The sequence below is a fragment of the Marseilla massiliensis genome (assembly GCF_016899855.1).
Taxonomy (GTDB): domain Bacteria; phylum Bacteroidota; class Bacteroidia; order Bacteroidales; family Bacteroidaceae; genus Prevotella.
Genome location: NZ_JACJJG010000149.1, coordinates 1 through 5,374 on the forward strand (window position 1 = coordinate 1; position 5,374 = coordinate 5,374).

Below are 5,374 nucleotides of genomic sequence, written 5' to 3' on the forward strand. Positions count from 1 at the left end.
AAGACGGCCTTTCGCAAATCAACTTATTTCGCGCCGTCAGCAGGTTATTGGAAAATAATCATTACCTTTGCGCCCTGCCACGAGCCGGCCGAGGTGAAGAACAGCATGACCGATACCATACAAAGCGTGCGGAGGAATATGTCACGGTTGACACTGAAGAAATGCGCCATGGCCTTACGGCACCACAGTCCGCGCGAAGTGTAGTGATTCTTCAGACGCCGATAGTGCTTCGCGCACAAGATTATTGCCATGGCGAAACCCGCATACTGGGCCGTAAGCGTACCGAAAGCCACACCCTCGACCTTCAAGCCGAATCCGAAGACGAGCAACGTGCTGGCTGCTATGTTGACAACATTCTGCACAATGGCGACCGCCATAGGTATGCGGGAGTTCTGCATACCGATAAACCACCCTGAAAGGCTGAACAGCCCGAGCATGGCAGGCGCTCCCCATATAAGTATAGAGAAATAGGCGGACACGAGCGAGGCCACCTCAGGCGTTGGCTTCATCATAAAAAGCGACGCCCTTAGCAGTACCGTCTGCAGGGCGACGAGCGCAAACGCTATGGCAAAAGCTATGCCCAATGAACGCACGAGCATGCGAACGGTCTCGCCAAGGTCGCGACGCCCGAGCGCCTGAGACGTCATGCCGCTTGTACCCATACGAAGGAAACCGAATATCCAATAGACAACATTAAACGTCATACCACCTACGGCAATGGCCGCAATGTATGCGGCGGAACCCAGATGGCCTACTATTGCGACGTCGACAAGCCCCAGCAGGGGCACTGTAATGTTGCTGACTATCGACGGGAGGGCAATGTGAAGAATCTGCTTGTTTATCCTATTCATACCTGTCAGGGCGCAAAGGTAATGATTATTTTCCAATAACCTGCTGACGGCGCGAAATAAGTTGATTTGCGAAAGGCCGTCTTTCGGCTTCTGAAAGACCGCCTTTTACATGACAAAAGAGCACCTTTCGCAAGCTGAAAGACGGCCTTTCGCAAAACGGCTATCCACGCCATGCCCGACAATCGGGCAACTACATAGGAACCATCTACGTAAAAACAGACTGCGGAATATGCTCCGTTTGCATTCTTTTGAGTATATTTGCATTCGTTTTTTAATACATGCAATGCACACAAAAGGCGACCTTACTCAAGGCGGAATAACCGGCACACTGCTACGTTTCACGCTACCGATGATTGCAGGAGCCATGCTTCAGCAATGCTACAACGTGGCCGACACGCTCATCGTGGGACGTTTCGTTGGGCCGGAAGCCCTCGCCGCCGTAGGGTCTGCATACACATTGATGGTGTTCATAACGTCGATACTACTCGGACTGAGCATGGGCAGCGGCACCGTAGTATCGCTGAAGTTCGGCGCCGGCGACCATGACGGCATGCGCAAGAGCATAGGCGCCTCGCTCATTGTAATCGGCTTGGCCACCATTGGGCTTACCGCCGCCTGCTTCCTGCTTAACGACCCGATACTTAGACTGCTCCAGGTGCCGGCCGACGTGTACCCGCTGATGAGCACGTACCTGCTCATCATCTATTGCGGTATCGTCTTTACATTCCTTTACAACTTCTACGCATCAATGCTGAGAGCGTTGGGCGACTCGGTTACTCCACTATGGTTTCTTGCCGTCTCGGCAGTGCTCAACATCGTGCTCGACCTTGTTTTCATCCTCACTTTCGACTGGGGAGTGGCCGGCGCGGCCTGGGCCACGGTCATTTCGCAAGCGGTATCAGGCCTCGGGATAATGGCCTACACCCTCAGGCTTCGCCCCGAGCTGCGAATAAGGCGTGCTGACATACACATAAAGCGCTCTATCCTGGGCGAAATAACGCAGTTCTCAATGCTTACGAGCGTACAACAGTCGGTAATGAACTTCGGCATACTGATGGTGCAAGGCCTCGTCAACAGCTTCGGAATGCATGTCATGGCGGCATTCGCTGCGGCCGTAAAGATTGACTCTTTCGCCTATATGCCGGTACAGGAGTTCGGCAACGCCTTCTCAACGTTCATCGCCCAAAACTTCGGAGCTGGCCAGCACGACCGCATACGGCGAGGGGTAAAAGTGGCAATAGGCGTCTCGACGGCATTCTCCGTCGTTGTATCTGCCGCCGTGTTCATCTTCGCCGAAGAACTGATGATGATGTTCGTCAGCGGCGGCGAGGACGAAATAATCACCGTGGGGGCCGAATATCTTAGGATTGAAGGCTCGTTCTACGCGCTGATAGGCTTGCTGTTCCTTCTGTACGGATACTATCGCGCCGTGCGCATGCCGGCAATGTCGGTAGTGCTCACCGTGCTGTCACTCGGGCTCAGGGTAGCCTTGGCCTATTGGCTGGCGGCCATGCCCGGAATCGGTGTGTACGGAATATGGTGGGCCGTGCCGATAGGATGGTTCGTGGCCGACGCTGTCGGCATTGTATATTATGCCCGCACAAAAGTTAAGAAACATTAAATCATTAAATTTCCCGTTCACAATCAACAACCTTCAGCGTATCCCGTATATAACGTTCTAATACATCACACAAAACAAAACGACATGAAAAGGATTATATTGGCAATGCTCCTGGCCGTCACAGCGTTGCAATACGGACTTAGCCAGACGGCCGGAAGCTCTTTCACAATTAAGGGAACGGTTGTCGACTCACTGACAAGCGAAGGCGAACCTTATGCAACCGTACGCCTGACAAAACCAGGCAAACTGGCCGAAGCGGTAAAAATGGCCGTTACGGACAAGGCCGGACGATTTACCATCACAGCCCCGGCCAAAGGCAAATACGTGCTGACCATAAGTTCGATGGGACGTGCCGACATAGTGAAAGACATCGACACAAACGGCAACGGACGCGCAATTGACCTCGGAACGATACTAATAAAGGACGACAGAAACGAGCTTTCAGGCGTAGAGGTAGTGGCCCAGAAACCGCTGGTGAAGGCCGACATCGACAAACTGGAGTACGACATTGAGAGCGATCCCGACTCAAAGTCGAACACGATACTCGAAATGCTGCGTAAAGTTCCTATGGTAACGGTAGACGGAGAGGACAATATCAAAGTGAACGGCAGCTCGTCTTTCAAGGTATATGTCAACGGACGGCCGAACAACATGATGTCAAACAACCCGTCGGAGGTGCTCAAGAGCATGCCCGCCAACACTATAAAAAAGATTGAAGTGATAACCAATCCCGGCCCGAAGTATGACGCCGAAGGCGTAGGCGGCATTCTCAACATCATCACCGTAGGCTCAGGCTTCGAGGGATACACCGCCACATTCAGCGCCAACGCAAGCAACCGTGGCGCAGGCGGAGGCGTGTTCGGCACGGTAAAGAGCGGCAAGCTTACAGTCAGCGCACGCTATAACTACAACTACAACGACCAGCCACGCAGCTATTCGGGCAGCACCCTGACCGCAACGGACGACGAAATGTCGGCCAGCTCGGCAAACATCGCGCAGGACGGGAGCAGCAAATCAAGCAGCAACTTCCAGTCAGGCAGCCTCGAGGCAAGCTATGAAATAGACACGTTGAACCTCGTCACTGCCTCGTTCGGCCTGTGGGGCAACAACTACAAGAGCCGAGGCGCCTCGTCAATAATCGGCACAAGCCCTGCAAACGGCGACGAGCTATATAGCTACAACATGCCGTCGCACAGCAAGAACTCATGGTTCTCGATAGAAGGAAGCGTCGACTACCAGCGCCTTTTCAAGGTAAAAGACCGCATGCTGACATTCTCTTACCGAATCAGTACCGACCCGGAAACCAGCGACTCGTACACCGACTATAACGACATGAGCGCCGCCATAGACTGGCAAGACTATATCCGTCGACTCGAAAACCAGCACAACGACGGCTCGCAACGCACTACGGAACACACGTTTCAGGTTGATTACACCACCCCGATAGGCAAACTCCACACCATAGAGGCAGGCACCAAGTATATTCTCCGCAACAATTCATCGGAAAACGACCGCTATACCGCCGCCGCGGCGGACAACGGAGAATATGAGTTTGACGAGGAACACAGCTCGCATTACAGGCACAACAACGACATCATGGCCACATATCTGGGCTACGGTATCAAGTGGAAGAAGCTGTCCGGAAGGCTCGGCCTGCGCTACGAGCATACCATACAGGACGTAGAATACCTGCTCGGCCGTGGTGACGACTTCCGCATGCACTTCAACGACTTCGTTCCTTCGGCCTCAATCGGCTACCGCCTGACGGACACGCAGAACCTTCGCTTAGGATACAACATGCGTATATACCGCCCTGGAATATGGTACCTTAACCCCTATCTCGACGATTCCAACCCATCAAGCATAAGCCAGGGCAACCCGAACCTCGTCAGCGAGAAGAGCCATTCGTTCTCTCTCGGCTACAACAGTTTCACGAACAAACTGAGCGTCAACCTATCACTGCGCTACAGTTTCACGAACAACAGCATCGAAAGCGTGTCATCCCTCGTCAGCGACAACGACATTGCAGACCTTCAGAACCCTACGGGCAAGAGCGTGCTGTACACCACTTACCGCAACATTGGCAAGACCCGCTCGGCCAATCTGAGCGCATACGCCAACTACAACCCGTTCACCTCGACGCGCATTTACGTCAACATGTACGGCGGATGGACGTATCTTTCTGACGGCGGCAGCCTTAGCAACCACGGCTGGAACATGTTTGCGTCGGGCGGAGTGCAGCAGACTCTGCCCAAAGACTGGCGCATCAGTCTCAACGCATGGGGACAGACGCCGTGGGTATCGCTGCAAGGCAAGGGCAGCGGCTTCTTCGGTTACTCGTTGAACGTTACCAAGCAGTTCTTCAAACAGCGGCTTACCGTGTCGGCCTATGCCAGCAACTTCTTCAAGAAATACATGGTATACGAAAACACTACGGCAAGCACAGGCTTCACGCAGAACTCCTGGAGTAGGTTCAACCAGCAGCGTTTCGGTGTCAGCGTAAGCTTCCGCATCGGCGAACTGAAAGCCTCCGTCAAGAAAGCCGAGCGCACGATAAACAATGACGACGTAAAAAGCGGAGGCGGAAACGAAGGCTCTAAATAATTAAGAATTAAGAGTTAAGAATTAAGAAAATATGCCTTGTCGCAACGAAGGTGTCTTTCTTAATTCTTAACTCTTAATTCTTAATTTTCCGACTCTTAATTCTTAATTATTTTGTTCCTTTCCTCAATATATGCTCAAGCGGCTTGCACTCACTGTAGACAACGCTAAGGATAACATCCGGAAGGCGTCCTTTACCTGTCGTCTTATCACCGGTAGTAACGTCAAAGATATCCGACGACACGCAGACTCCATGCTCCCATGTCTCATGGAATATGGTTCTTCCGCAGTTTTGTTGGAT

3 protein-coding genes and 1 pseudogene are annotated in these 5,374 nt (G+C 52.6%); 2 read left to right on the forward strand and 2 right to left on the reverse strand.

Annotated elements, in window-relative coordinates:
• Positions 1–53: 53 nt before the first annotated feature.
• Positions 54–851 (reverse strand): annotated as a pseudogene (locus H6A34_RS13570) (MATE family efflux transporter); the annotation flags it as partial.
• Positions 852–1,134: 283 nt separating this feature from the next.
• Here H6A34_RS13570 and H6A34_RS13575 point away from each other — a divergent pair.
• Positions 1,135–2,472 carry an MATE family efflux transporter gene (locus tag H6A34_RS13575; RefSeq protein WP_205105953.1) on the forward strand — a complete coding sequence of 446 codons (1,338 nt, stop codon included), beginning with the start codon at positions 1,135–1,137 and terminating at the stop codon, positions 2,470–2,472.
• A gap of 84 nt (positions 2,473–2,556) precedes the next feature.
• Positions 2,557–5,076 (forward strand): TonB-dependent receptor, encoded by a 2,520-nt coding sequence (locus H6A34_RS13580; protein WP_205105954.1) that lies wholly within the window; start codon positions 2,557–2,559, stop codon positions 5,074–5,076.
• A 106-nt stretch (positions 5,077–5,182) separates the two neighbouring features.
• Here the strand turns inward: H6A34_RS13580 and H6A34_RS13585 are convergent.
• Positions 5,183–5,374 (reverse strand): hypothetical protein (locus tag H6A34_RS13585; protein ID WP_205105955.1); only part of this gene is annotated, 192 nt, incomplete at its 5' end.

What these genes read in the sequence shown, in the direction of transcription:
- H6A34_RS13575 (WP_205105953.1), top strand. Translation starts at nt 1,135, where the DNA reads ATGCACACAAAAGGCGACCTTACTCAAGGCGGAATAACCGGCACACTG.
- H6A34_RS13580 (WP_205105954.1), top strand. Translation starts at nt 2,557, where the DNA reads ATGAAAAGGATTATATTGGCAATGCTCCTGGCCGTCACAGCGTTGCAA.